The sequence below is a fragment of the Nocardia elegans NBRC 108235 genome (assembly GCF_001612845.1).
In the GTDB taxonomy this organism is placed as follows: domain Bacteria; phylum Actinomycetota; class Actinomycetes; order Mycobacteriales; family Mycobacteriaceae; genus Nocardia; species Nocardia nova.
This window is the reverse complement of sequence record NZ_BDBF01000015.1, coordinates 22,253-48,364: the sequence shown is the minus strand read 5'-3', so window position 1 is coordinate 48,364 and position 26,112 is coordinate 22,253. Positions and strand designations below refer to the sequence as shown.

Here is a 26,112-nt window from a genome sequence, read left to right as displayed (position 1 = left end):
CGCCCACGGAATGGAAACTGTTGCGGGTGAACGCTTCCCGTCCGGGATCAGTCCTCGCCGTCGCCGATGGGCTCGGCTTGGTCGCCGAGGCGAGCGTGCAGGCGCTCCCGGACCTGGTCCGGGGTGTAGGCCCGGCGCTTGCGCTCGGAGCGCACGATGACCACTCCGGTCGCCGCGACACCCGCGGCTCCTGCCAAGCCGAGTACTTTCCACCACCGCATACGGCCTAGGCTAGTCGCTGTGCCACGCGAAGCGCCCTCGAGTATCGGTTTGGATGAAGCGGTCGAACTCACGCGGACGGGCGACTTGTGGTTGTTCCGTGGACATTCCGGCGCCGATCGCGCGATCCGGGGCCTGACCAACAGCCCGGTCAACCATGTCGGCATGGCGGTGGTCGTCGACGACCTGCCCGCCCTGATCTGGCATGCCGAACTCGGCCGGGCGCTGCCGGATGTCTGGTCCGGCAACCACCATCGCGGCGCCCAGCTGCACGACCTGCAGGCCGCGGTCCTGCGCTGGACCAATGATTACGGGCAGCAAGCCTGGCTGCGCCAGCTGGATCGCCCTGTGACACCCGAGATGGAGGATGCGGCCCTGCGGACGGTCGCACGGTTGGACGGCATGCCGTTCCCCTCGACCAGTGCGCTGGCCGGCCGGTGGTTCCGGGGCCGGATACCGCGACCGAAGCGTTCGAAGCACCGCGAAACCGAGGCAGGCCTGGAAAACGCCTACTGCGCGGAAATCGTCGCCCTGACCTACCAAGCGATGGGATTGCTGCCGGAGAAGCGTCCGAATTGGTACGACCCGGGCAGATTTTGGAGCGGCGACAATCTGCATCTGTCCGAGGGTTATCGCCTCGGCGGTGAGATCGAAGTGAACGTTTTCGGGCGCTGACGCACCGATATCCGGAGTACCGGGCGTCGGCAGAAGGACGCGGGCGATCCCAGCCGCACTCGTTCGGACGCCGCGGGCCGATCGAGCCGGGGCGTGGACGTTCCGGCGGAAACGATCAGTCGCCCTCGACCACCGGATAGATCCGGTCGGGCACGAGCCCGTGCGCCTCGCGGTGCACGGTGATCGCGGTGTCCGCATCCGGGGCATCGACCAGGCAGAACGCCGTGTGGCTCGCTTCGTCGACCCAGTAGCGCTCGTACGTCACGCCGTAATCTCCCTGGATCGCCACGTCGGCGGCATGAGCGGCGGCGACGTCCCGCACCGTCGTGCCTTCGGGCAGATGTTCGTGCACGTCGATGAAGAGGACCATCAGGACTCCTTGGTCGAGTGGGCGACGCCGAGTGGCGATGTGACGTAGATTACGCCGCACGTGATCCCTCCGACAGCCCGCGGACCGCGATTCGAGGCATCGACCGGAAGTCCGGAAAATTGATCATGTAATCATCGGAAAGAATGCAAGATCAATTCTGAGACCTGCACGAAATGCGCAGTTCGCCAGCTGTTAACCGTGACCATTCACACAGTAACGAAAGTGGATTTACACATTTCACCTTCATATATTTGGGTTACGCGCCGTGATGGCATCGTTATCCATCTGTGGAAGGAACTCCCCGTACATGGTCTCTCGCAAGATCTTTGCTGCCGCCACCCTCTCCGCCGCCGCGCTGTTCCTCGGCCCGGTCGCCATGGCCGCTGCGGCCGCACCCTCGGCCGACTCGGGAACTACCGCCCCCGCGCAGCTGAGCACGGGCTCGGCGGACAGCGGTTCATCCTCCGGTTCCGCAGGATTGTCGTCGGGCTCGGCCATGCTCGACTCCGGCAGCTCGGCCCTCGAGGGCGGCACCTCCACCATCGACAACATCATCACGGCGATCACCGGTATCAAGGACCTCTCCCAGTCCAAGCCGGCCTCCTGATCCCCGTCGGCAGAACCTCTTTCGCTCCAGCCGGCCGGCGGAGCCCGCCTTGGTGGTGCGACCGCAGTCGGCCTCGAATGGCGATCGATAGCTGCAGATTCGCCACTTTCGATCGCTTCGATCTCCGTACCGGGTTGCCGTAGCAGGGGAACTTCGAACACTGGGTTCACTGTCGGCCGAGCAGGTCGCCGAGTGGGCGTCCGAATCTGATTCGCCGCGTAGCTCGTCGGGCACCGCGGCCCATTAGAGTTCAGGTGTCCGGATCCGCCGACCCTCCGGACAGTTCGGAGAATGGAGCGACCATGGCCGCCACAAGTGAGCAGTCGACGTCGGGCCCTGCGAGCTTCGACGAACTTCTGGCCGAACTGCGCCGCCGTCTCGATTCGATGTCGCCCTCGCATCGCAAGCTCGCCGAGCGCGTGATGTCGGATCCCGAGACCGTCGCGTTCATGACCGTCTCGGAGCTCGCCTCCGCGGTCGGGGTGAACCAGGCGACCGTCGTTCGGTTCGCCAATGGCCTGGGCTTGCAGGGCTACCCGGGGCTGATCCGTCTGTGTCGTGAACATCTGCAGGAGCAGGCGCAACTGCTGCGCCGCTTCGACAGCATGGAGCAGCTCGGAAACGTCGGCAGCGGAGTACTCGAACAGGCCGCAGCGCTGGACCAGGCGAACATCGCGCGCACCTTCGCTCGTATCGAGGAGCCGACCTGGCACCGCGTGGTCGACCACCTGGCACGCGATGCCCACGTCCACGTGCTGGGTCTGCGGAAATCTCATGCCCCGGCCTACTTGCTCGGATATCTGCTCGGCATGCTGCGCGAGGATGTGCACACCATCAACGGTGCGGCCGGCTCGCTCACCGACGAACTGCGCCGAGTGCGTGCGGGCGACTGTTTCGTCGCGGTATCCATTCATCGCTACAGCACCGATACCGTGCGCGCCGCGCAGTGGGCACGCGACCGCGGTGCGCACGTGGTGGCGCTGACCGACAACGGCGGGTCTCCGCTGGCGACGACCGCCCACGATTGTTTTCTGGTCGATGCGTCCAGTGCCTCGGTTCTCCGGTCGATGACCGCGTTCACCGCCTTGGCACAGGCGTTGGCCGCCGGTGTCGCCCAAACCCTCGGTCACAGCGTCCGATCGACCCTGCTGGAGGAAGAGAACCTGCTGAGCAGTTTCGGTATCTACAGCAGTGGGACCACGTCTGCTCGCCACTGAGCAACTTCTCGGCAGGAATGAAGATCATTTCGCGGGAAGAATGTGCGGGTTGAGCAGTCGTGCCGGATCCAGGGCAGCTCGGATGGACCGCATGATGTCGAGATCGACGTCGCTGCGACCGAGCCCGATCCATCGAGCTTTCGCCCGCCCGATTCCGTGCTCGGCACTGATGCTGCCGTCGTGGAGGGCCACCCGCCGCAGCACCGTGTCGGTCACCGCATCGCGGTCGTCGCCGGCGACATCGAGAAGATTCACGTGGATGTTGCCGTCGCCCAGGTGGCCGAAACAGATCGCGCGCACAGCGGGAGCCGATTCGGCGAGATCCTCGCCGAGCGCTGAGAGGAACGGCTCGATTTCCCGCACCGGGGTGGATAGATCGAGTTTCACTGGCGGAGTGGATGATTCGGCGCTCACCGCTTCGGTGTGGCCTTCCCGGTACTGCCAGAGCCGATGCGCGGGCCCCTGCTCCACGGCCGCGTCGAGCACATTCGGTCCGGCGGCTTCCAGCACGTCGAACAGCGCTGCCTGGATTTCCGGCCCGCCCGACACCTCGACCAGCAGGTAGAACGCGGGGTCGGCAGCGAGCGGTGGTCGAAGCGCGCAGTGCGTGCGGACCACATGGATACCGGCCCGCGTCATCAGTTCCGCGGCCTCCAATGTGATTCCGGCACGCTGTATTTCGGCTATCAGGCGCAATGCGCCGCCGACGGTGCCGACGCCGATGAGTGCAACGTGCGTTTCCCGCGGCGGAACGACCAGCCGCATGAGTACGCGGGTGATCACCGCCAGCGTGCCCTCCGAGCCGGCGAGCAGCCCGGGCAGGTCGTATCCGACGTTGTCCTTGGTCAATTCCTTCCAGCGACTGACTGTTCGGCCGTCGGCCAGCACCGCTTCGAGTCCGAGCACCTGATGACGGGTGTTGCCGTTCTTGACCATGCGGATGCCGCCGGCATTCGTGGCGACGATCCCGCCGAGCGTCGCCGAATCCCGAGAGGCCAGATCGACTCCCAGGTCGAGAGCGTGGGCGCGCGCGGCCTGCTGGGCTCGGGCGACGGTCACGCCGGCACCTGCGGCGATGGTGCGGCCGATCGGGTCCACGCGCTCGATCTCGTCGAGACGAGCGGTGCTGAGCACCAACTCGCCCCGCATCGGAACGGACCCGCCGACCAAGCCGGTGTTTCCGCCCTGCGGAACGACGGCGACCCCGGCTCGGTGGCAGGCCGCCAGGACCGCGGAGGTCTCCGCGGTGTCGGCGGGGCGGACCACGGCGCAGGTGCTCCCTACCCAATGGCCGGTCCAGTCGACTACGTGTCCGGCAACGACGTCCGGATCGGTGAGCACATGGGCTCGACCGACGATCGCCGCCAACTCGTCCACCAGTTCCAGGGTTCGCACCCCGTCGATTCTCCTACTCGCGTCCGCTGAGCCATTTACCTCTGCTGAGGCGTTCACCGAAGGCAACGGCAACAACACATTTCACGGATCGCCGACTACGTCCCGGTGAACCGCGGTTCTCGGCGGGACAGCATCGCCGCGACGGCCTCGGCGTGGTCGGCGGTGTGGTGGGCTGCGGCCTGCATCGCTGCGGAGAGATCCAAAATACCGTCCAGACTGTGGTTTTCAGCCGAACGCAACAGGCGTTTGGTCATCCGCAGCGCATGCGGCGGTTGCCTCGCGATTCGCGTCGCGAGGGTGTGTGCCGATTCGAGAAGCAGCTCTGGCTCGACAACCGCGGAGATCAGGCCCCACTCGAGCGCGGTGGCCGCGTCGACCGGCTCGCCGGTGTAAGCCATCTCCGCGGCGCGGGCCGGGCCGATCGCGCGGGAAAGCAGCCATGCCCCGCCGTCACCGGGGACGATGCCGACTCGCACGAAGCTTTCCGCGAAGGTCGCGGTGGTGGATGCGATCCGAATGTCGCACATCATCGCCACGTCGCAGCCCGCGCCCACGGCAGGCCCGTTCACCGCCGCGATTGTCGGAACTTCGCAGTAATACAGTGCTTTCGGAATGCGCTGAATGCCGTGCCGGTAATTGCGATACAGCTCCGCCGGACTGCCGCCGAACATTCCCGTCCGGTCGCGCATGTCCTTGATGTTGCCTCCCGAAGAGAACGCTGGGCCGGCCGCGGTGAGAATGGCGACGCGCACGCCGAGGTCATGGTCGGCCTCGGCGATGGCGTCCTCCAGTGCCGTGATGGTTTCGGGGTCGGAGATCGCGTTGCGTGTGGCCGGGTTGTCGAGAGTCCACACCACCACGTCACCGCGGCGGTCGATCCGCACCGGTCCACTCACCGTCCGGCCTCCTCTGTGTCGTTGTCGGACAGAATGATGCGAACATCGACCGGAAGGATCGCAGTGCCGGAGGCGATCACAGGGTTGAGGTCGAGTTCGGCGATCTCCGGGTGCGCCGCGACGATCGCGCCGACGCGAACCAGCAAGCGCGTCAGCTGTTTCCGATCGATCGCTTCCAGGTGGCGGTGGCCATCGAGTAGACGTGACGCCCTGGTTTCCTCGATCATCTCTCGGGCTTCGACGTCGGTGAGCGGCGCGGCGCGGAAGGTGACGTCGTCCCGTGCTTCGACCAGTACCCCGCCGCTGCCGAAGGCGACGACAGGTCCGAAGACCGGATCACGCATCGCGCCGACGAGCAACTCGACGCCCGGCTCGGCCATCGGAGTGACGATGATCCCGTCGATCCGCGCACCGGGCACGCCGGAGGTCACCGACCTGATCATGGCCGTTGCGGTCGCCTCGGCGTCCGCGGCCGCCACATGCAACCGCACACCACCGACATCGGATTTGTGCACCACATCCGGCGATACGATCCGCAACGCGCACGGCCGCCGGTATTCCCGGACGGCGACGACGACGTCGGCGATCGTCGGTGCCACGGTCCATTCGCCGACATCGATGCCCTGCTGGCTGAGAAAGGTTCTGGCGGCGGGTTCGTCGAGCACCGGCCGATCCGAGACCAGCCGCGGTGCAGGATGAGGCAGGGCGAACGACGACCGCTGGGCCGCGGTGGCCAGGATTCTGCCGCGTCGTTGCAGGGCTGCGACGATACGGGCCGCGTGGTCGAGGGAACTGGTCACCGATACCCCTCGGGCGCGCATCAGGTCGTGGTGAACATTCCGCTCACCGGCGTAGCAGCTGTGCACGACCAGCGGAACCTTCTGTGCGGCAGTACATTCCAGCAGTCGCGCAGTGGCGGCGGCCTCCTGCTCGGCCAGTGCGGCATCGAAGCGCAGGTGGTAGCCCCCGTACATCCCGACGATCAGCACCAGCCCCACCGCTGGATCACCGGTCAGGATCTCGACCGCGTCGGCGAAAATACCGGGATCGGTATCCGTGGCACCCGCGACATCGACGGGATTGAACACCGCCGCTGCGGGGCCGAGGAGTTGCCGCAGTGCGTCGCGGGTGTCGTCGGCGAGGGCAGCGAGTTCGACACCGGCGGCGGCCAGCGCGTCGGCGGCCAGCGCGGCGTGTCCACCGCCGTCCGACAGCACCACGACGCCGCGTCCGTTGGTCATCGGACGGGTGGAGGCCAGGGCATTGGCGAGCACAGCGAGTTCGTCGGATCGGTCGGCCGATTCCACGCCCGCTTGGCGCAGCACGGCGGCGGCGACAGCGTCGGATCCGGCCACGGACGCGGTGTGTGAACGCGCGGTGGCCCGACCGGCCTGCGACCGTCCGCCGCGCAGGACTACCACCGGAGTGTCGCGGATCGCCCGCGCCGCGGACCGGAGGAACACACGCCCGTCGGTGAATCCTTCGATATGGATGGCGATCACCCCCGTTTCGGGATGACGCGCGAGTTCGGCGAGGCATTCGTCGTAGCTCACATCGACCTGGTTGCCGAGTCCGACATAGGCGTGGATTCCGGTGCCCCGCAGTGCCCGAAGGTCGTTGACCAGCGACAGCAGCATATTCCCGCTCTGTGTGATCACGCTGATGGCGCCAGGCGGAACGTTCTGTACACCAACGAGATTCGCGCCCGTGGCGAGGTTGAGAAGGCCTGACGTGTTGGGTCCGACGACGCGGATGCCGGTCGCGGCGATCGCTCGAGCCAATGCGGTCTGCGCCTGCGCGCCCGCCGCACCGGTCTCCTCGAATCCGTTGGCCAACACCACCGCCGCGGGAATCCCCACCGCCGCGCAATGCCGCAGCGCGTCGGGAACGGCAGCGGCGGGCAGGGCGATGAGGGCTACGTCGACGCCATAGGGAAGCTGTGCGATCGATGAAGCGACCTCGAGACCGAGGAGGCGGCCGCCGCGAGGATTCACCGGATACACCGGATAGGCGTAACCGGCCTCCTGGAGTCCGCGAACGGCCTGGTAGCCGCGTTTGCCGGGATCGGCCGAGGCGCCGATGACCGCGACCGAATGCGGATCGAACAAGCGGGCGAGGGCCGACCGCGTGGGAACGGTCTGTACAGCGGACGATGCGGAATGTGCGTGGACCACAGCGCTTTCCTACTTTCCTTCGAAGCGGGGGGCACGCCGCTCGGTGAAGGCAGCGACACCCTCGGCCCAATCCCGCGTCTCCATCAACGCGAGAATCTGGTGCGGTTCGGACTCGAGCGCCGCGTCGAGAGAGTCGTTGCATCGCAGCGCCTGTTTCATTCGGCCGACAGACAGCGGAGCTTTCGTGGCCAACGTGGCGGCGAGCGCCTGAGCCGCTGTGACGACGCTGCCACTGTCCACCGCCAGATAGGCCAAACCCCACGCGTGCGCGTCCGCTCCGCTGAATCGTTCACCGAGCAAGAGCAGTTCGGTGGCGCGGCGCAGGCCCACGAGCCGCGGTAGCCGGTGGGTGACTCCGCCGCCCACGAAGGTGCCGAGGCCGACCTCCGGGAAGCCGATCCGAGCATCCGATGCGACGACGAGAAAGTCTGCGCTGACAGCGATTTCAGCGCCGGCGCCGAGCGCGTACCCGTTGACAGCGGCGACCACCGGGGTGTTCATCGTCTGTATCCGCTCACACACCGTCTGCGCCAGCAGCAGGTAGCGCTCGCGGTCGGAGCGGTCGCGGGTACCGGAGCTGTGAGCTTTCATGTCGGCGCCGACACAGAAGGCGCGTCCCGCGCCGGTGATGACGACGGCGCGGACCTCGGGTGCCGAATCGGCAAGAGTCAGTTGCTCGATCAGTGTTTCGTACATCATCTCGCTGACCGCGTTCAGTCGATCCGGGCGGTTCAAGGTCAGCGTCATCAGATCGTCGGATCGAGTCGTCAACACTGTCGTCACGGTCGGTATGTCCCTTCGTCGGCTCGGGCACGGCTGCGCCGGCTGCAACCAATAGTTGCACAAAATAGTTTCTGTGCAACTTCTCTTGCATCCCGTGGGAATGGCGTGTTTCATAAGGGAGGCAAGCGATTACCTGGGTCACAGCCCAGAGGTTCAGGAAGAAGGCGCCACCGTGCCCACCTCGCTGTCCACGTCGGAAAACCTGCAACGCGCCATCAGCACCCGCCAGATGACGATGATCGGTATCGGCGGCGTCATCGGCGCCGGACTGTTCGTCGGCAGTGGTGCAACGATTTCGGCCGTCGGGCCGGGGATCGTGCTCGTATATCTGTGCACCGGACTGCTGGTCGTGCTCGTCATGCGGATGCTCGCCGAACTCGCCACCGCCCACCCGGCCACGGGTTCGTTCTCCGCCTACGCCTCACGGGAGCTGGGTTCGTGGGCGGGCCTCGCTGTCGGATGGCTCTACGCCTATCACTGGTGTGTCACAGTGGCTTTCGAGGCGATCGCCGGCGCCGCGATCGCGCACCAGCTCGCACCCGCGGTGCCCACCTGGCTCGCCGCTCTGGGCTTCATGACCGCCCTCACCGCGGTGAACTTGACCGCGGTGACCTCGTTCGCGCGGTTCGAGTTCTGGTTCGCGCTGATCAAGGTCACCGCGATCGTCTTGTTCATCGGTATCGGCGGTGCCGCGATCCTGGGGCTGCTGCCCCATCACAGCTCACCGGGCACCACGAACCTGCTCGGACACGGCGGATTGTTCCCTCGCGGCGGGGGCCCCGTACTGGTGGCCGTGCTGACGGTGTTCTTCTCCTATTTCGGCACCGAACTGGTCACCATCGCCGCCGGTGAGGCCGCCGATCCCGGCCGCGCGGTCAGGCGCAGCATGCGCAGTGTCGCTTGGCGCATCGTGATCTTCTACGTGGGTTCCGTGCTCGTCGTGGTCACGTTGCTGCCTTGGAATGCCGCCGTGGTCACCGAGAGCCCCTATACCGCAGTTCTTTCCACACTGGGGCTCCCCGGAGCTCGGACGGTGATGAATCTCATCGTGCTCACTTCCGTACTTTCGTGCCTCAATTCGGGCATCTACTCGTCTTCGCGGATGTTGTTCTCGCTGGCCCAGCGCGGGGAGGCGCCGGCGCTCCTCGGCCGCCCAGGAGCATCCGCCGTGCCCGTCGCGGCGGTGCTCGCCGCCGCCAGTGCGGGATTCGTCGCGGTCGGCGCGAACTACTTCCTGCCGACAGGCGCGGTGTTCACCTTCTTGTTGAACTCGTCGGGATCGGTGGCCGTCGTGGTCTATCTCTGCATTTGCGCCACGCAAATCGTCTCCCGTCGCGACGAGCGAGCCGACGTCGATTACGAACGCGGAGTCCGGATGTGGTGGCACCCCTACCTGTCGTATCTGGTGGCCGCGGCGCTGGTCACCATCGTGGCGGCCATGGCCTTCACCTCCGCGACGCGAAACTCCCTGGCGCTGACCACAGCCGTGAGCGCAGCGGCGATATGCGCGGGGTTGGTCCATCAACGACATCGCCGAACCACTTCTGTCCCTTCCGCCACGCCCAGCCACACCGTCGGCGGGTAAGACTCGTATCCGAAAGGCCGACCGCATGCCCCGACACACCGACAAGGACCTGGCCGTCCGCTTGATGTCGGTAATCACCGACCGGATGGAGCACGGCGACATCGACTGGAGCTGCCACAGCGTCGATGAAATCGTTTCTGCCAGTGGCGATCCGACCGGCCCGCTCGCTGCGATGATCGAGGAACACGCACGCGATTCGGGCCGGCCGCCGGAACAGTTCATGCCCGAGATCTACGCGATCGTCGATCGCATGCTGGGCAGTCGGCTCACCTTCGGCCCGGACGACAACCCGACCTACTACATCGGGACCATGCTCGACGGGTATATCGCGGCCGAGGCACCGCTGCTCGGCTGCGAGAAACCGGCGATATCGGAGGACGAGCTCAGATTCTCGATCACCGAACCCGCGCGATGCGGCACAGTTATCCTGTCGGGCAGCCAAGTCGACGCGCTGATCGCCGGGTTGCTCAGGTGGCGCGCCGCTCACCCCGACCCCGACCGCCGTCCCCGATCGTGACTCTCCCGCAGGTAACACGATGAGCCCGAGCACATTTCACCTCAGCGACATCACCCTGACTCCGCCGGCCGGAGCACACAACGGCCTCATTGCCGTTCTCGACGCGGTGCAGACGGCGCTGCGCCGATCGATCGGCTTGCTGGCCTCGGGAAAGCCGGCCGAACAGCCCGACCTGCTGTACCAATTGGGCAAGCAAGGACTGCTCCACGACGGACTCGACGACAAACACGACTACGCCGCCCTGGTCGACAGCCACGCCGCGACGCTGGCGAAGATACGCGCCGCCAAGGTGGCGATCAGCGGCCACAACGACGACGTCCGTAAGGCCTACTACTCCACCTTCGACACCTCGAACGGGACCTTCACCGACTGCATGGCCCAGGTGCACCGCCTCCAAGGCACGCTCGAAGACGCGTCGAAGATGAACGAGAGCCATCAACCGTTGGCACCAGGCGACGAACTGCGCCTGATCGCCGCTGCCCTCGACGCTGTCAGCTATGTGCACGGCAAGGTCGGGTCTGCCGCGAGGCAGATCCAGAACCAGAAGCGAACCATCGAGAATTCGGTCCCCACCTACCGCCCCACCGCGGCATATCCGTCCGGCGGCAGGCCAAGCGTCGGTACGACGCCCGGCACGCCGGCAGGGCCGGGAAGCATTGTCCCGCTTCCGTTGGCGCCCGGTGCCCCTGGCGCCATCCAGGCCGCCATGAGCCAGCTCAACGTCCACGAAACAGGCGTCAACCACCTGCCGGGCAAGCCCTACAACATCGACGGGCCGTGGTGCGCGGCTTTCGCCACCTGGGCCTGGAAGCAGGCGCACATCCCGTTGAATTGGACCGCCACCGACAGTCACGGGCTGGCCGTCAGCGTGCCCACGATCTGGGCAGAGGTGCAACGCCACGGGCTCGCCGACAAAGCCTCCCGCGCCCAGGTGGGCGACCTCATTGTCCTGAACGGAGTCGGCCACATCGGCCTGGTCGAGAAGGTCGATGCCAACGGCACTATTCACACGATCGAAGGCAATTCGGGTGATGCGGTGCGTGAGCACACGTACTCGCCAGGCAGCAGCTACGTGAACGGGGTGATTCATCCACCGGCGCAGAACAATGGTGTCGAGGCGTAGTACTGCAATCGATTTCCGACCTCGCGGCTTCGTCAGCCCAGGGAAGTCGCGCACCGCCATGGAGACGAGGGTGCTGAATACTGCGACAAATGTCTGCGCCCACGCTGTTCGACACCCCGATACTGCACCGACTGCGCGACTGCGAGCGGATCCTGATCGCCGGTGCCGGTGGCGGATATGACCTTCTCAGTGGTCTCCCCATCGCATTCGACCGTCGACGAAGCCCGTCCGGCACTGTTCCGTGACTACCGAACCGATATCCGGCATGTCCGCCCCACGGCGATGGGGTGAGAGGACGTTCATTCCGCCTGCGGCTCATGAAGATCGGGAATCCGGGCCGGGGCAGCACCCCCGCTCCGTGATACTGGACATCGCGCCGTCGATCGACGAGGAGGATATCTGTGCCCGCACTGTTCCTGCACGAACCAGGCCAGGGCCCCGAGGTTTCGCTGCAAGGGTTCGTGCGCCGAAACCCGTGGGTCCGGATAACCACCGACCCACTGTTCGTGCACCACGATCGCGGTGCGCCGACACGGCGGGTCGCCCTCGTCTCCGGCGGCGGTTCCGGCCACGAGCCGATGCACGTCGGATTCGTGGGAATGGGAATGCTCGACGCGGCCGTACCGGGAAAGATCTTCGCCTCGCCGCACAACCGCCAGGTCTACGAGGCGAGCAAGGCCGTCGCTCGTGACGGTGGGGTGCTGCACATCGTCAAGAACTACACCGGAGACAAGATCAATTTCGGTATCGCCGCAGAACGGCTCGCCGCCGACGGTATCGAGGTCGGCCGGGTACTCGTCGACGACGACGTCGCCACCGAATCGGACGAGACGGCGACGGGACGACGCGGTACCGCCGCGACCATCGTTGTCGAAAAGATCCTCGGCGCCGCCGCGGACCGCGGTGACACGCTCACCTCGCTGACCGCGCTCGGCCGCGAGGTGGCCGCGCACAGCCGCAGTATCGCGGTGGCCACCCAGGCGCTCACGTCACCGAATACCGGGGCGCGCGCCTTCGAACTCGAACCGGATCAGCTCGAATACGGGGTGGGAATTCACGGCGAACGCGCCTCGACCTCGATCACCAGGCCACCACTCGCGGAACTTGTCGACCGGATGCTCACCGATATCCTCACCTCACTGCCCGGTGATCCTCGAAAACCGTTGTTACTGTTGATCAATGGGCTCGGTGCGACGACAGAACTCGAACTCTGCACAGTTCTCGAGCTCGCGGCGCGCACCCTCACCGCCCGAGGACGCGAAATCTCGGCGGTCCAGGTCGGCACATTCGTCGCAGCACTGGACATGAGCGGCTTCTCGATCACCCTCACCCAACTCGCCGACGGCTGGCTCGATCTCTGGCACGCCCCGACCGGCGCACCCGCCTGGAAGGGCACCGCACGATGACCAGCGAGGCAATGACGACGCTCGACACCACCGTCGCCCGACTGCACGAGGTGTTCATCGCCGCCGAGCCCGCACTGACAACGCTGGACGAGATCACCGGCGACGGAGATTTCGGCGTCAATCTGCGCGAGGGTTTCTCCGAGGTCGCCGACCGCCTCGCCGCACCGGACTCCCCCGCCCCGTGGGATACGGTGCGAGCGGTCTTCCTCGACGAGGTCGGAGGCACGAGCGGCCCGCTGTTCGGACTCCTGTTCCAATCACTCGGCACCCGGGCCGCGCGGTCGGATTCCTACATCGACGCCCTCAGGTCCGGTATCAGCGATGGTCTCGCCGCCATCCAACGCGTCGGCGAGGCGGAAGTCGGCGACCGCACCATGGTCGACGCGCTCGTTCCCGCCGTCGAGGCGCTGAGTGGCGGTGACGACGATGTCGCCGCGATGGTGAGCGCCGCAGTGGACGGCGCACTGTCGACCGCGGACCTGCGGGCACGTCGCGGTCGCGCGAGTTACGTCGGCGAGCGCGCCGTCGGCCACCCCGACCCGGGGGCGGTAGGCGTGGCGCTACTGCTGTGTGTACTCGCGGAGCCGGTATCCGGAACGGAGATTTCGAACGAGGAGCGCGTGCGTCTGCTCGATGTGGTATCCGGCTCGACATCGGGCAATGATTGAGGCGCAAGCGTTTTCGAGTCGCGGAGGCTATTCGGGCGGCAAGCGGGAGCAAGAATGCCGAGGTTCGCACGATTGGTTCACCGTGGGCCGGACCGGACGAGCACCTCCCGGTACGGCCTCCGGCGGTGATCAACTCGCCCCGAGTTACAGCATCAACCGTTCCGGACGCGGCGCTAGTCGTCGGGGGAGATTCTGCGATTCCGTTTGGTGACGCCGCGCCGCTTCTTCGCGGCGATGCGGCGTTCCTTGGCTCCGCGCGACGGTTTGGTGGCGCGGCGAACAGGTGGCGGGGCGGCAGCGGCGTCACGCAGTAGCGAGGCCAGGCGTTCGCGGGCGACAGCGCGGTTCTGCAGCTGCGCGCGTTGCTCCGATGCCGCGATCGTCAGCACCCCGTTGACCAGGCGGGTGGTCAGGCGGTCGAGCATCCGGGTGCGCAGCCACTCCGGCACCGAGGGCGAGTTGGCGAGGTCGAACGACAGCTCCACCCGGCTGTCGGTGGTGTTGACGTGCTGCCCGCCCGGACCGGACGACCGCGAGAATCGCTCGCGCAACTCGGACCCCGGTATCACCAGTCCCCGAGTCACGGTCAGGTCCTCTGCCATCAGACCGCGCCTTCCGATCCTCGAAACGATCAAGCCACGTCGGTCAGGTTGCGACTGAACTGCGAACTTGTCGTTCACGATAGCGACGACCTCGTCGACGCGTAAACAAGCACATCTGGCTGAACCGCAGGGTAATGCCGCATTCGGACGGTTGCGGGGAGTGCACCGATGACTTTCTGGTGACTGTGTCGTCGATACCTCCGGGTATACCGATGGACAGGAGTTCAGGCATGACGAGACCGTTTCCCATGGGCACGACCTCGGTACGGGCGAACGGCGTGGAACTCGGTATCGAGAGCTTCGGCCGCGCGGACGATCCGCTGGTCCTGCTGGTCGGCGGCACCACGATGTTGTCCTGGCCTGACGCGCTGTGCGATCGGCTCGCGGCCGGAGGACGGTGGGTGGTCCGCTACGACCTGCGCGACTCCGGCGCGTCGACGACCCTCGACCCCGAGAATCCGGCCTACGACCTGCGGGATCTCGCCGCCGACGCGGCTGCCTTGGTCGAGGCGCTCGGCGCCGGCACCGCCCACCTCGGTGGAGTCGGCGTCGGCGGGATGGTTGCTCAGGTCGCCGCCCTGGACCACCCGGACCGGTTCTCCGCACTGACCCTCGTCGGCACCCGGCCGGTGGCGCCGGGCCCGGTCGACGAGGACCTGCCCGACCACGACTTCGCGGTCATGGGCCCACTGTTCTCCCGCCCGCAGCCGGACTGGACCGACCAGGACTCCGTCGCGGCCTTCGCCGCCGCGGGGGCCGAGCCGATGGGCAACGATCGGGAGGAAGTGCGCGCGACGGCAGCCCGGATCTGGGACCGGACGCCGTCGAACGATCTCGCGGTGCACCAGGCGAATCAGCTCGGGATGGTGTTCTCACGGATCGATTGCGCGCCGCGCTGGCGGGACCGACTCGGTGAACTCGACATGCCCACGCTCGTCGTGCACGGTCGCGCCGACCCGTTCTTCCCGGTCGGCAACGGCGAGGCTCTCGCCGCCGAAATCCCCGGTGCGCGACTGCTCGTTCTCGATGGCATGGGCACCGCCCTGCGCCACGCTGCGGCCGACCAGGTCGCTGCCGCCATGCTCGCCCCGTACCCGCCCGACGGAGAGACGTCCTGAGACAGGGTGAACATGACATCGACTGGATGCCGCTCCAGAACACCGAAGTATGTCCGAATTGCTCTGCAGCGCAGCGAAAGTGAAAAACTCGGTGTCCATCCCCGAGAGAAGTGCCCGCCGATCGGGATGCGCATACCGGGACGACGATCTACACCGTGACGACGATCTTCCCGGCGTGGACTCCTTTCTCGAGGTGACGGTGTGCCTCGACCACATCGTCGATCGCGAATACCTTGTCGATGGCGGGCCGCACCGCGCCGAGGCGTACGCCGGCGGTCAAGAAGGCCGCCATACGCTTGACCACCACGGCGTCGAGGGTGTGCTCGAAACTTTGGTAGGTGTGCAGCGTGAGCGGCACGCCATCGGGGAAAGGGGTCGGCCGCGGATCCAGGAAGCCCGCGGCGACCAACGTTGCACCGGGACGGACCGCCGCCACGAGCTCGCGCTGCCCCGGCCCCCTGACGAGGTCGAGGACGATGTCGGCGCCGGATCCGCCGGTGTGGTGACGGACGGCCTCGGCGATGTTCACCTGGTCGGTGGCGATGACCGCGGCGGCACCGGCGGCGATCAACTCGTCCTTCTTCGCGGCATCCCGGGTGACAGCGAGGGGCACGGCGCCGATCTGATTCGCGATCTGCATCGCCGCCCGGCCCACCCCGCCGGACGCGGCCGTGACGAGCACGTGGTCACCGGGACGCATCCCGGCCTTCTCGACGAGCGCGCCGTAGGCCGTGGAGTACGCGACCCAGACCGCCGCCGCCTCAACGACTGCGAGCCCGGCCGGCCGCGCGACGACCCGGCTCGCCGGGACCGTGGTGTATTCGGCGTAACTACCCCGGATGTTCGCGTCCGGAACGGCCGTGAGAACAACCGGATCGCCGGTCTGCAGACCGGCGACCTCCGGGCCGACCGCGTCGATGACGCCGGTTCCCTCGACGCCGAGGCGAGCGTGCGGCAGCGCGACGGGCGCGGGCGAGACACCGGAACGCATCATCCGGTCGAGCGGGTTGACGGCGAACGCTTCGATCCTGACCCGCACTTCGCCGGCCGCGGGCTCGACGACCGGCTCCTCGATGAGATGCATGACATCAGGACCGCCGAACTGGTCGAATACGACGACTCGTGACATGAATGTTTCCTCCGCTTCCGGCTGAATTCGTTGCTGCGGAAAACGCTACGGACACCTCGGTTACCTCCTGGTACCTTCGAATTCCATGCAGAACACCGCCGGACCGGCCTTCCTCGCCGACTGCCCCACACGGCTGGCGGTCGAGATCATCTCCGACAAGTGGGCCGTGCTCGTACTTTTCGGGCTCAGCCATGAGCCGCGCAGGCACGGCGAGCTCGTCGCCCTCATCGGTGGCGGTATCTCACGCAAGGTCCTCACCCAGACGCTGCGCCGACTCCAGCAGTACGGTCTGGTCGAACGCCGTGCCGAAGCCCCACGGCAGGTCCGGTACAGCCTCACCGAACTCGGCCGCACCCTCGTCGAACCCATCGATGTCCTGACGAACTGGGCGAGGGACCACGGCGGGGACATCGTCGACTTCCAGGAGGCGGCCGCCGACGCCGCCTCTGCCCGCGACCGGCCGGCGAGTTGAGCCCTTCAACGAGGGAGCTGATATGGAATCGTCCACCGCGCAGCAGTCGGGCAAGCTCGACCGCAGTGTGATCGTCACCGGGCTCGTCATCGTGTCCGGAATGATCATGGTGGTCCTCGACACCACGATCGTGAACGTCGCCCTGGATTCGTTGAGCACCGAACTCGGCGCGACCCTGTCCACGACACAGTGGGTGGTAACCGGTTACCTGCTGGCGGTGGCCCTGGTCATCCCGGTCACCGGATGGGCGATGGATCGGTTCGGGCCCAAACCGGTCTGGGTCACCGCGGTGAGTCTGTTCGTGGCGGGCTCTGCTCTGTGCGCGACCGCCTGGTCCATCGACAGCCTGATCGCCTTCCGCATCCTGCAGGGACTCGGCGGCGGCATGTTGCTGCCCGCCGGGCAGGCGATCATCACCCGAGCCGCGGGCCCGCAACGCCTCGGAAGGGCCATGGCCATCCTCGGTGTCCCCATGCTGCTGGGACCGGTATTCGGCCCGGTGATCGGCGGCCTATTGGTCCAGTACACGAGCTGGCATTGGATCTTCCTCGTCAACGTGCCCGTCGGCGCCCTCGCTGTCACGCTCGCGGTCTGGAAGCTCCCACACGGTGACACCGTGCCCGAGCACGGCCGACTCGACCTGCGGGGACTGATCCTGCTCTCCGGCAGCCTCGTCAGCCTCCTCTACGGGCTGTCGCAGGCCAGCTCGCACGGCGGGTTCACCGGGTGGGGCGTGCTCGGCTGGCTCATCGGCGGCGGCACGGGCCTGGCCCTCTACACCTGGCACAGTCTGCACAAGGGGCCCGACTCGATCGTCGACGTCCGCCTGCTCACCAACCGCCTGTTCGCCAGTGGAACCATCGCGGTATTCCTCGTCGCCATCGGACTGTTCGGCGGCATGCTGCTACTCCCGCTGTACTACCAAACCGTGCGCGGACAGGGCCCGCTCGACGCCGGCCTGCTGCTCGCACCCCAGGGTTTGGGTGCGATAGTGGCGGTGGTGATCGGTGGCCGGCTCACCGACCGTATCGGCGCCGGCTACGTGGTTCCGGTCGGCGTCGTGCTCGGCCTGATCGGCACCCTCCCGTTCACGCACGTGGGCACCGACACCTCGTACGCCTGGCTCTGTGTGGCCCTGTTCGTGCGCGGTACGGGCCTCGGCGCGGTGATGATGCCGACCATTTCGGCTGCTTACACGGAACTGGGCAAGGACGCCGTAACACGCGCAGCACCCACACTCTCCGCCATCCAGCAGATCGGTGCGTCGCTCGGCAGCGCCTTGCTCGTGACGGCGCTGACGCAGCACCTCTCCGAGCAGCTGACCGAGCACGGATTGCCCTCCGGCAGTGGTGGTTCCGGCCAGATCAGCTCCGTCCCGCCCCAACTGATGCCGGTGATCGGACCCCTGCTCGCCGACTCCTTCGGCTTCGCGTTCTGGGTGGCATTCGGGCTCACCGCGGTGATCATCGTCCCGGCCATGTTCCTGCCGCGGCACGCGGCTCGGGAGCGTGACGAGACACCGGTTGCGCCGGGCATCTGACCGAAATGCGATCGCGGAACTCGCCGCTGCCCGCACCGGCTCGGCACTTCGAACCCCGATTCGCCGAGCGCTCGCCGCAAGAGCACTTTGCCGACACCGTCGTAGGCATAATCGAGTACGTGGAGATTGAGCGAGAAGTGCAGCATGCCAGGGGAAGGGTCTGGCGCTGGAACGACAAGCGCGCCACTGGAATAATCGAGACCGAAGACGGTTCGCATGTCTGGTTCGGCCTCGACTCGCTGGGTGAGCACAAAGATTTCGGTGACGTTGCCCTCGACGACTCGGTTGAGGTGGAATACGAGGCCGCTCAACAAGATTCACATGACCTACGGGCCATCAAAGTTACTTGGCCCTGAATCTCAACGGATAAGCAGAGGGTCTGCTCGAACTATGGTGCGAGCAGACCCTCCAATTCCGTAGCCGTCGGCAATCAGGCGCTGAAATCGATCGCCGTCACAACATTCGAGGGTGTTGGACCGGTATCCGTCATGACCTTGAAGTCACACCGGCTGCGAAGACTGTAATTCGCCCCTCGCCGGATCGCCACACTCGAATGCAGCAGGTAATCCGCCGGAATATCCGCATGATTGTCGGAATTTCCCGAAACTCCGCTGATCGTGGTCCAACACGTCATCGGCCCCAAAACGATCGCCTGAACTGAAGGACTCAACCGGAGCGACCAGGCAAACGTCATGCTCGAATAGTCCACCTGACCAGTGAACCGCGCGACATTGTTCTCCTGACCCACGACGGGTCATTGGGTGTGAACTGATGAGATGCGGGAACCGGCTGTGCCGATGCCGACGACGCCACCGCAGCGGCCAAACCCACCAACATGAGAACTACTGCGGCGACAGCTCTCCTGATGACCATGTTACCTCCCCACTGACACGGTGTCGTGAAACCGATTGCTCCACAATGCAATCCCCCCAAGCGTCTGCGTTGTTCGCTAGCTATGACGCGGTGACAACCGAGACGGTTCCCACCGCTGTGCCGCCGCCTTGCGGGCGAGGGTCAACTCCGGACGCAGCGGCTCGGCCAGAGCCCATAGTTCTTCTGGGACAGGGCGTTCGAACAACTCATCGACCACAAGCTGAACATCTTGCAGCACAACCGGATCCGACACAGCAGAACCGAATCACAACCACGTAAGACGTGGTCTAAAGGGACGGCACCAGGCCAACTGGCCGTTCGTAGATCCTGAAACTGCCGATTCTGGTGATCGAAACGTTCGGATCGAAACCGTTCGCACCCGGCATCGCGGTTCCCGAGATCGATGCTTGGTAATATGGACTCAGATGCCGTACAACGATTCCCGCACTTGCGCATAAGCACTGCGGATCCTCGACCCCACCGCACCGTTCTCGAGCACCGGAATCTCGGCGGTCGCGGCTGGGGGCCACTGCGGCGGTTCGGGAACGCCACGCAGCGCCCACGCGGCCTGCCGTGCGGCACCGAGCGCAACGTACTCCTCGGGCTCCGGCACGGTCACCGCCGCACCGAAGATCTGCGCGGCGGTCTCGGCGACAAACGCCGAACGCGAAGCGCCGCCGATCAGCAGAACTCGCCGAGGTGTCGCGCCGGCCGCACGGAGGCGGTCGATCGCGTCGGCCATATTGCACAGCATCCCCTCGACTGCCGCGCGCGCCAGGTGTGCGGGTTGCATCGTCTCCGCCCGCAATCCGTGCAGGCTGCCTGTCGCGTGCGGCAGGTTCGGGGTGCGTTCGCCGGACAGGTACGGCAGCAGAACGAGCCCGTCGGCGCCTGGTGGGGCCTGGCGGGCCAGTGCGTCGAGTTCATCAATGCCGATTCCCAGGGCCGTGGCCATCGCCTCGAGCACTCGGGCGGCGTTGAGGGTGCACACCAACGGCAGAAATCGGCCTGTCGCGTCGGCGAATCCGTTGACGGACGGATCGGTTGTCAGGCGCGATGTCCGTGCGAACGCTGTGCCGCTGGTGCCCAGCGAGATCACCACGTCGCCGTCGCCGATTCCGAGCGCGAGTGCCGCCGCGGCGTTGTCCCCCGCACCCGCGGCGACGATCGCGCCCGATGGGGTGTGTCCGGCGATCTCCGACGGTTCCAGCACCGTCGGAAGCTCCGGGGTCCGGCCTCGGAAGGCATTGGCCAGCAAATCTTCTCGATACCTGCCCTCCACCGCAGACCAATATCCGGTGCCCGAGGCGTCGCTGCGATCGGTGGTGGGTACGGCATCGCCGCCACCGCGCGCCCGCCACGTGAGGTAGTCGTGCGGAAGCATCACTCGGGCGACCCGGTCAGCGAGTTCAGGCTCGTGGTCGGCCATCCAGCGCAGCTTCGCCACGGTGAACGCGGCGACCGGGACGCTGCCGACCGCATCCAGCCACACCTGCGGGCCGCCTAGCTCGGCGACAAGGTCGTCGGCCGCCTCGGCGGAGCGGACGTCGTTCCACAGCAGGGCATCTCGGACGGGGCGGTGCGAGCGGTCGAGTGCCACCAAACCATGTTGCTGGCCGGCGATCGACACTGCGTCGACGTCGTCGAGCAGCCCCTCCCCCGCCTGCTGCAGCGCGGTCCACCAGGCCTCGGGCGCGACCTCGGTGCCGTCGGGGTGCGGGGCTTGCCCCCTTGCCAGGACCTCACCGGTGTCGGCGTCGCACACCACGACCTTGCAGGATTGGGTGGAGCTGTCGACTCCGGCGACGGTGGCCATCTATCCGCGCGGCGCGATCTGGATCTTGCGGCCGATGCCGTCGCGGAACGCTTGCAGCGCTTCGGAGAACTGGTCGAGTCCGAAGGTGTGGGTCACCATGGTGTCCGCGTCGATCGCGCCCTTGCGTACCAGGTCGACGGCGCGACCGAAGCTGTGCACCACCGCCATCGATCCCACGATGGTGATCTCGTCGTTGTAGATGCGGAAGGGTGAGATGGCGGCCGTCGCGTCGCCGGGTGCGACGCCGAATTGCTGGTAGGTGCCGCCGCGGCGGACGCGAGTGAGGCCGTCTTCGATCGCCGGGATCGCGCCGGTGCAGTCGATCACGACTTCCCATCCGTGTGGGCGGTCGAACTCGTCGGCGTTGGTGGCGACCGCGTCCGCGCCGAGTGTGCGGGCTACCCGCAACCGGTCGGTGTTGAGGTCGACCACCGAGACCGAGGCCGCGCCCGCGGCGACCGCGAGTTGCAGCATCATCAGGCCCATTGTTCCGGCTCCGTAGATCAGGTAGTGCGAGCCCAATGTTCTTGGCAGGCCGTCGAATCCGTGCACGGCGCACGATAGTGGTTCCACCAGTGCGCCGTGCGAGGCGGGCAGATCGTCGGATATCGAGAAGCAGTTCGCCTCCGGGACCGCTACGTATTCGGCCATGGCGCCGTTCACCGTGTCGCCGATCGCGCCCCAGCGTTCGCAGAGGTTGCCGCGGCCGATGCGGCAGTAGTGGCAGGCGCCGCAGAACAGCGACGGGTCTACGGCCACCTTCTCACCGGACCTCGGGCCGTCGACGATCCGGCCGCAGAATTCGTGGCCGGGCACGATCGGATACGGCGTGGGCGGGAACTCGCCTTCGACGATGTGGATGTCGGTGCCGCAGATGCCCACCGCGGCTACCTCGACGACCACCTCGCCGGGGCCGGGCGTCGGGTCGGGAATCGTCTGCACCGAGTATTCGCCGGGTTTCTCGATCACCAACGCGCGCATCTACCTTCCCCTTTCCTGGTACCACCATGCGGTGGTGGCGATATCGGCGTCGGCCAACGGCAGATACCGTCCGCCGTCCTGCCAGCCCAGCGCCTGCAGCGTCACACGCAGCTCCCGGTGGAAGCGGATGGGGTCGCGCACGTGCCAGCGGTACATGCCGAATCGTTGTTGTGGCGTGTAGATCTCGTCGTGCGGAAGTACTTGGTGCAGGCCGAGATAGGGGCTGGAATAGTCGCGGTAGGCGCCGTCGAGGTCGAAGTTCCAGGCGCCGCCGAAATAGTCCTCGGTGCCGGTGCCGCAGATAGTCGGGTACTCGTCGTCACCGTCGAGATGGAACTTGACCTCGCCCTCACCCCACCAACCGGGCGCATTCGGTGCGATCGCCAGATAAGTGCCGACGTAGCGGCCGCGACCCCGGACATCATCGATGATGGTGTGCACGGCCGGTGTGCCCAGCGGATTGCTCTGTCGCCGTTGACAATGCAGGTAGCCGGCGTCCTCCCCTACCTCGGTCTCGTCGTAGGTGAGCTGGTAGTAGACCGGCACCGATTGTTCGGTCGGGTTGTGCAGGGTGACGCGGGCGCGTTCTCGAAAAGGCATGGGCCAGTAGCTGTTCAGGCCGCCGGCGGGTGCGACCACCACCATTTCCGAACTCACCAGCGCCAGTTCGTCCCAGCCGTTGCAGAAGAAGTCGCCCAGCGGCACGTCGATAGACGGCCGCGAGTCGTCGTCCCAGGTGAAGTTCAGTGTCAGCCGGCGCAGCGCCGTGCGGTCTGTGGTCAGCCAGAAGTGCCGGATCACTCCCGGTCCGGACACGTCGGCCAGTGCCGCGGTGGATCCGGGGGCCAGGTCGATCGACGGGGACACCTTCCAGCCCACACCGAGATCACGAGCCGCGCCCGCGCCGGTGCCGGTCTCCGCCCGTCCGCCCGCGCCCGGCGCGCCCGTCGGGTTTTCCGGGCTGATCGAACGGGTGCGTGCGTCGTCGAGACGCCAGAGTTCAGCCATGGTTCGCCGCCCGATGTTGTTCCGCTGCAAGGAAATGCGCGATCCCCGCGGTCGATTCGTAGAGTTCGCGGTAGCGCGGGTAGTACTGGTCGTAGATCGCCTGCCGTTCGGCGTCCGGCTCGATGATCGAGGTCACGGGGTTCCAGCCGGAGGTCTCGACGCCCGCGGCTTCGGCGGCGAGTAGGGCGTCGCCGAGGCAGGCGCCGACGGTCTCCGCCGGCAGTTCCTGCGACAGACCGGTCACATCGGACACGATCTGGGTCCACAGGCCGCCTTTGGTGCCACCGCCGACCGCAACCAGGCGTCGGGCGCGACCACCGGCGTCGGACATCGCCTCCAGGTTGTGCCGCACTCCGTATCCGGTTGCTTCCAGCGCGGCGCGATACAGCTCACCGCGGCCATGGCTGGTGGTGAGACCGGCGACGATGCCGCGAGCGTCGGGATCGAACAAGGGTGTTCGTTCACCGGCGAAATACGGCAGCATCAACAGGCCCCGGCTGCCTGCGGGAACCTCCCCCGCCTCCGCGATCAGGTCGCCGAATTCCCCGCCGACCAGGCGGCGCAGCCAATCGGTGACCGCACCCGAGGTGGCCATTCCCGCTGCCAGCGAATAGGTTTCGGGCCATGCGCCGCAGGTGCCCCACAGGCCAGGATGCGGGCGGGGCTGGGTAAGGATCTGGACCAGGAACATCGTGGTGCCGTACATGACCATCGCATCGCCTGGAGCGCGCACGCCGACGCTGGCGGCTTCGGCCCACGCGTCGACGGTGCCGGTGGTGACCGGTAGCCCTTCCGGAAGACCAGTTGCGGCACCGGCTTCCGCGTTCACCCGACCTACTACCTTTGTGGGCCACGCTAGTTCAGGCAGCGCCAGGCCCGGTGCGCAGCGCTCGGCCCAATCCGCCCATTCCCGCTTGCGCAGGTCGTACATGGGCACGCACTGGCTCGCCGACTGATGGTCGAGTACGTAGCGCCCGGTCAATCGGTATACGAGAAAGGAACTCGCCATCAGCAGCATGCGGGTGCGCGCGTAGACGTCCGGCTCGTGCCGCGCCAGCCACCGCAGCTTCGGCCCGACGGCCTGACTGGTCAGTGGCGACCCGGCCCGTTCGAGCACGGCTGCCTCGCCCAATTCGTCTGCCAGCTCGGCGATTTCGACGGTCGCCCGGGTGTCGACGCCGTACAGGATGGCCGGCCGCAGCGGATTGCCTTGCGCGTCGGCGGGCAGCAGACACGGGCCGATACCGCTGATCCCGAGCCCCTCCAGCCGAGCACCGGCGGCGGCATCGACCAATTCGCGAGCGATGGAGACGAAATCCGCCCACCACACGGTTTCCGCGTCGTGCTCGACCCAGCCCGGTCGCGGCATCGACACCTCGTGCGGGCGCTCGGCCCGCACGAGGACCTTGCCGTCGGCGTCGGTCAGCACGCCCTTGGAACCGGATGTGCCGATGTCGATTCCGAGGAACATGGTCACCGAGTGAATTCGTCCACAGTGACACCCAGCAGATCACACGCGGCCCGCACGGTCCCGCGATGGTCACCGGGCACGGCGTGGATGTGGTTGGCGCCGAACCGGGACAGAAAATCCTCGGCACGAGCGTCCAGCCGCGCGAACGCGTGCGGCCATTCGCGGGTCGACCGGCGCATCAATTCGTCGTTGGTGGCCTCGTCGTAGGTCTCGAAGTCACCGAGCATCAACTGCATTCGATAGTTGCCGTCGTTGCGCGTGAGCCGGGCCAGGGTCATCAGCCCCGGGGCCGCGAGATGATGGACGGACGCCCCGCCGGCGGGGAAGAAGAACACCTCGGGGAACAGATGCACGCGGGACAGGTTCTCGGCCGGATCGTCGCTGCGCGCCGCGAACCAGGTGGCGTGCTGGCCGGAGTTGCACAGATCCCAGATGTCGCGGTCCGCGTGGTAGTGGCGGACGTCGGCGAACAACACCGGCGTCCCCGAGATCTGTTTCAGCAGTTGCATGGTCAGCGCGCCGTCCATGTCGGCTTCGGTGGCGCACACGTGCGTCGGTTTCGGACCGTTCCAGTCGTACGGGTCGTTGAGGAACGCCTCCGTGACGTCCATCGTGGCGAAGTACTGAGTGAGTTCGGGCTGCCCCTTGATGCCGGAGAAGTCGATGTTCCATTCGTCGATCAACTCGCGCACCGCGAGGTAGGAGCGGATCTGGCGCTCCAGCAACTCCGGCGTGAGTTTGTCACCGTCGTAGTGCACGCCCGCGGTGGTCTCCTCCAGCCAGGTCCGGGCCTTCGATACTTCAGCCGTGTCAGCCTTTTCCGCGCGGCGCACGATCTCCCACTGGTCGATCTCCTCGACGTCGACACCGAAGACGCGTTGCCACTGATCGGTATTCGCGACAGCGGTGTTCATCCCCATCGGCCGGCCGCCGAACCGTCCGAACGTCGAGCCACGCAAGCTCGACACCGCCGACGCCGCCACCGCCTGCACACCGATCTTCTCGATCAGATCCGGGTCGGCCGGGTCGCCCCACAGCCGGGTGTGGGTGCGGCCGATCTGATCCAGCGCTCCCCCGGCCGCCAGCATCCCGACCATTCCGGGCTGCACCGGGTCGATATTGGACAGCAGCAGCAACGCTCCCGGCGTGGCTCCCTGGACGAGCATCGTGAAGTGCGGGAAGGCCCACACCGCGTAGTGCAGAACCGTCAGATCGACTCCGGCCGAGGCCACTTCGCGAGCCACCGAGACGGCGAGAGTGTTGGTACTGACCGGCGCGGAGCCGCGCACCACCTCGTGTCCGGCGGAGGTCAGTTCGGCGACGAGCCGGTCCTCGTTGGTACGGATGAACTCGGCTATGCCGTCGTGCACATAGTCGCGTCCGTCGGAAATGCTGATCACACCGATACGTGCCACGCCGGATCCCTTCCAGAGACGAACGGTCGGACTACTCGCTGCTGTGCCCGAT

The 26,112-nt window shown here is 66.6% G+C and carries 26 protein-coding genes; 12 read left to right on the top strand and 14 right to left on the bottom strand.

Annotated elements, in window-relative coordinates:
- Window positions 1-47: 47 nt before the first annotated feature.
- Window positions 48-221 (bottom strand): hypothetical protein, encoded by a 174-nt coding sequence (locus NE2_RS36245; protein ID WP_167356733.1) that lies wholly within the window; start codon window positions 219-221, stop codon window positions 48-50.
- A 19-nt stretch (window positions 222-240) separates the two neighbouring features.
- On the opposite strand from NE2_RS36245, the gene NE2_RS12595 reads away from it, so the two are divergent.
- Complete coding sequence (locus tag NE2_RS12595; protein WP_174553933.1) at window positions 241-894, top strand: hypothetical protein; 654 nt, start codon at window positions 241-243, stop codon at window positions 892-894.
- 115 nt (window positions 895-1,009) lie between these two features.
- Here the strand turns inward: NE2_RS12595 and NE2_RS12590 are convergent, their stop codons facing one another.
- On the bottom strand, window positions 1,010-1,264 hold the full coding sequence (locus NE2_RS12590; protein WP_063026105.1) for a nickel-binding protein: 255 nt from the start codon (window positions 1,262-1,264) through the stop codon (window positions 1,010-1,012).
- A gap of 307 nt (window positions 1,265-1,571) precedes the next feature.
- Between NE2_RS12590 and NE2_RS12585 the strand changes: the two genes are divergently transcribed.
- On the top strand, window positions 1,572-1,871 hold the full coding sequence (locus tag NE2_RS12585) for a hypothetical protein (protein WP_063026104.1): 300 nt from the start codon (window positions 1,572-1,574) through the stop codon (window positions 1,869-1,871).
- Between the two features lie 302 nt (window positions 1,872-2,173).
- Complete coding sequence (locus tag NE2_RS12580) at window positions 2,174-3,088, top strand: MurR/RpiR family transcriptional regulator (RefSeq protein ID WP_063026103.1); 915 nt, start codon at window positions 2,174-2,176, stop codon at window positions 3,086-3,088.
- A gap of 24 nt (window positions 3,089-3,112) precedes the next feature.
- Here the strand turns inward: NE2_RS12580 and NE2_RS12575 are convergent, their stop codons facing one another.
- The 4 genes from NE2_RS12575 to NE2_RS12560 all read right to left on the bottom strand — a co-directional run bounded on the left by NE2_RS12575 (window position 3,113) and on the right by NE2_RS12560 (window position 8,327).
- A complete protein-coding gene (locus NE2_RS12575) occupies window positions 3,113-4,483 on the bottom strand; it encodes an FAD-binding oxidoreductase (RefSeq protein ID WP_063026102.1) in 1,371 nt (456 codons plus the stop codon).
- A gap of 95 nt (window positions 4,484-4,578) precedes the next feature.
- A complete protein-coding gene (locus NE2_RS12570; RefSeq protein ID WP_063026101.1) occupies window positions 4,579-5,379 on the bottom strand; it encodes a crotonase/enoyl-CoA hydratase family protein in 801 nt (266 codons plus the stop codon).
- Window positions 5,376-7,553, bottom strand: coding sequence for an acetate--CoA ligase family protein (locus tag NE2_RS12565; RefSeq protein WP_063026100.1), 2,178 nt, complete (start codon window positions 7,551-7,553; stop codon window positions 5,376-5,378). The genes NE2_RS12570 and NE2_RS12565 overlap by 4 nt, the downstream gene beginning before the upstream one ends.
- 9 nt (window positions 7,554-7,562) lie before the next feature.
- A complete protein-coding gene (locus tag NE2_RS12560) occupies window positions 7,563-8,327 on the bottom strand; it encodes an enoyl-CoA hydratase/isomerase family protein (RefSeq protein WP_218018599.1) in 765 nt (254 codons plus the stop codon).
- A 181-nt stretch (window positions 8,328-8,508) separates the two neighbouring features.
- Here NE2_RS12560 and NE2_RS12555 point away from each other — a divergent pair, with 181 nt between their 5' ends.
- The 5 genes from NE2_RS12555 to dhaL all read left to right on the top strand — a co-directional run bounded on the left by NE2_RS12555 (window position 8,509) and on the right by dhaL (window position 13,635).
- Window positions 8,509-9,921 carry an amino acid permease gene (locus NE2_RS12555; RefSeq protein ID WP_218018598.1) on the top strand — a complete coding sequence of 471 codons (1,413 nt, stop codon included), beginning with the start codon at window positions 8,509-8,511 and terminating at the stop codon, window positions 9,919-9,921.
- Window positions 9,922-9,946: 25 nt separating this feature from the next.
- Window positions 9,947-10,438, top strand: coding sequence for a hypothetical protein (locus NE2_RS12550; RefSeq protein WP_063026097.1), 492 nt, complete (start codon window positions 9,947-9,949; stop codon window positions 10,436-10,438).
- Between the two features lie 19 nt (window positions 10,439-10,457).
- On the top strand, window positions 10,458-11,561 hold the full coding sequence (locus NE2_RS12545; RefSeq protein WP_063026096.1) for a CHAP domain-containing protein: 1,104 nt from the start codon (window positions 10,458-10,460) through the stop codon (window positions 11,559-11,561).
- Window positions 11,562-11,962: 401 nt separating this feature from the next.
- The gene (locus NE2_RS12540) at window positions 11,963-12,967 is read left to right on the top strand and encodes a dihydroxyacetone kinase subunit DhaK (RefSeq protein WP_063026095.1); all 1,005 of its coding nucleotides are present in this window, start codon (window positions 11,963-11,965) and stop codon (window positions 12,965-12,967) included.
- Window positions 12,964-13,635: a dihydroxyacetone kinase subunit DhaL gene (gene dhaL, locus NE2_RS12535; protein WP_063909376.1), complete on the top strand. Its 672-nt coding sequence runs from the start codon at window positions 12,964-12,966 to the stop codon at window positions 13,633-13,635. Before NE2_RS12540 ends, dhaL begins: the two co-directional genes overlap by 4 nt.
- 173 nt (window positions 13,636-13,808) lie before the next feature.
- Here the strand turns inward: dhaL and arfB are convergent, their stop codons facing one another.
- Window positions 13,809-14,237: an alternative ribosome rescue aminoacyl-tRNA hydrolase ArfB gene (gene arfB / locus NE2_RS12530; RefSeq protein WP_063026094.1), complete on the bottom strand. Its 429-nt coding sequence runs from the start codon at window positions 14,235-14,237 to the stop codon at window positions 13,809-13,811.
- A gap of 230 nt (window positions 14,238-14,467) precedes the next feature.
- Between arfB and NE2_RS12525 the strand changes: the two genes are divergently transcribed.
- A complete protein-coding gene (locus tag NE2_RS12525) occupies window positions 14,468-15,355 on the top strand; it encodes an alpha/beta fold hydrolase (RefSeq protein WP_084493996.1) in 888 nt (295 codons plus the stop codon).
- 148 nt (window positions 15,356-15,503) lie between these two features.
- Here the strand turns inward: NE2_RS12525 and NE2_RS12520 are convergent, their stop codons facing one another.
- Window positions 15,504-16,484 (bottom strand): zinc-dependent alcohol dehydrogenase family protein, encoded by a 981-nt coding sequence (locus NE2_RS12520; protein WP_063026092.1) that lies wholly within the window; start codon window positions 16,482-16,484, stop codon window positions 15,504-15,506.
- An 85-nt stretch (window positions 16,485-16,569) separates the two neighbouring features.
- Here NE2_RS12520 and NE2_RS12515 point away from each other — a divergent pair, with 85 nt between their 5' ends.
- The 3 genes from NE2_RS12515 (at window position 16,570) to NE2_RS12505 (ending at window position 18,852) form a co-directional block, all read left to right on the top strand.
- On the top strand, window positions 16,570-16,956 hold the full coding sequence (locus NE2_RS12515; protein ID WP_063026091.1) for a winged helix-turn-helix transcriptional regulator: 387 nt from the start codon (window positions 16,570-16,572) through the stop codon (window positions 16,954-16,956).
- Between the two features lie 22 nt (window positions 16,957-16,978).
- Window positions 16,979-18,496, top strand: coding sequence for an MDR family MFS transporter (locus NE2_RS12510; RefSeq protein WP_063026090.1), 1,518 nt, complete (start codon window positions 16,979-16,981; stop codon window positions 18,494-18,496).
- Window positions 18,497-18,615: 119 nt separating this feature from the next.
- Window positions 18,616-18,852, top strand: a complete 237-nt coding sequence (locus NE2_RS12505) for a hypothetical protein (protein WP_146165173.1) — start codon at window positions 18,616-18,618, stop codon at window positions 18,850-18,852.
- 74 nt (window positions 18,853-18,926) lie between these two features.
- Here NE2_RS12505 and NE2_RS35660 read toward each other — a convergent pair whose 3' ends face one another.
- The 6 genes from NE2_RS35660 to NE2_RS12475 all read right to left on the bottom strand — a co-directional run bounded on the left by NE2_RS35660 (window position 18,927) and on the right by NE2_RS12475 (window position 26,060).
- The gene (locus NE2_RS35660) at window positions 18,927-19,244 is read right to left on the bottom strand and encodes a hypothetical protein (RefSeq protein ID WP_146165174.1); all 318 of its coding nucleotides are present in this window, start codon (window positions 19,242-19,244) and stop codon (window positions 18,927-18,929) included.
- A 546-nt stretch (window positions 19,245-19,790) separates the two neighbouring features.
- A complete protein-coding gene (gene xylB / locus NE2_RS12495) occupies window positions 19,791-21,185 on the bottom strand; it encodes a xylulokinase (RefSeq protein WP_063026087.1) in 1,395 nt (464 codons plus the stop codon).
- Entirely contained in the window at window positions 21,186-22,166 is a 981-nt protein-coding gene (locus tag NE2_RS12490) for a zinc-dependent alcohol dehydrogenase family protein (protein ID WP_063026086.1), read from the bottom strand. It lies immediately after the preceding gene.
- Window positions 22,167-23,174, bottom strand: a complete 1,008-nt coding sequence (locus NE2_RS12485; protein ID WP_063026085.1) for a glycoside hydrolase family 172 protein — start codon at window positions 23,172-23,174, stop codon at window positions 22,167-22,169. It abuts the gene before it with no gap.
- Window positions 23,167-24,645, bottom strand: a complete 1,479-nt coding sequence (locus tag NE2_RS12480; RefSeq protein ID WP_063026084.1) for an FGGY-family carbohydrate kinase — start codon at window positions 24,643-24,645, stop codon at window positions 23,167-23,169. Before NE2_RS12480 ends, NE2_RS12485 begins: the two co-directional genes overlap by 8 nt.
- Window positions 24,646-24,647: 2 nt before the next feature.
- Window positions 24,648-26,060, bottom strand: a complete 1,413-nt coding sequence (locus NE2_RS12475) for an L-fucose/L-arabinose isomerase family protein (protein WP_063026083.1) — start codon at window positions 26,058-26,060, stop codon at window positions 24,648-24,650.
- Between the last annotated feature and the right edge of the window lie 52 nt (window positions 26,061-26,112).